This window comes from Paenibacillus sp. MER 99-2 (assembly GCF_023714095.1).
Lineage (GTDB): Bacteria > Bacillota > Bacilli > Paenibacillales > Paenibacillaceae > Paenibacillus.
Map to the genome: position 1 here is coordinate 1 of NZ_JAMAUZ010000036.1, position 455 is coordinate 455.

Sequence of the window (455 nt, forward strand, 5' to 3'; positions counted from 1 at the left end):
GTACAGGTGCGCACCATGTTGGAGCGCACCTGTACCGGGGAGGTATGGGTACGCAGCACCTGCCTAGAACCCTCGCCCGAGACGTGGAACGTATCCTGCAAGGTACGTGCTGGGTGGTCCGGCTTGAAGTTCAGAGCATCGAAGTTAAAGTACTCTGCCTCGATTTCTGGGCCGTCCGCAATTTCCCATCCCATGCCGACGAAAATATCAGCGATGCGCTCAGACAACGCGGTAATCGGGTGAAGGGCACCGGTCTGGGTGCGGGTGGTAGGAATCGTGACATCTACGGTCTCGGCTCGCAACTGCTCCTCGCGAGCTTGTTGTTCCAAGACATCCTTGACCTGAGCAAAGCGCTTTTCCATTTTGCCGCGGGCCATGTTGACGGCCTTGCCGGCGCTTTTGCGCTGGTCCTTGGGCAGCTGCCCCAGCGATTGGCGAGCCTGCGGAATATAGCC

The 455-nt window shown here is 58.9% G+C and carries 1 protein-coding gene; it reads right to left on the reverse strand.

Annotated features, from left to right (window positions below; all coding sequences use genetic code 11):
* Window positions 1-455 (reverse strand): tRNA ligase subunit PheS family protein (locus tag M3636_RS29180; RefSeq protein ID WP_483311552.1); only part of this gene is annotated, 455 nt, incomplete at both ends.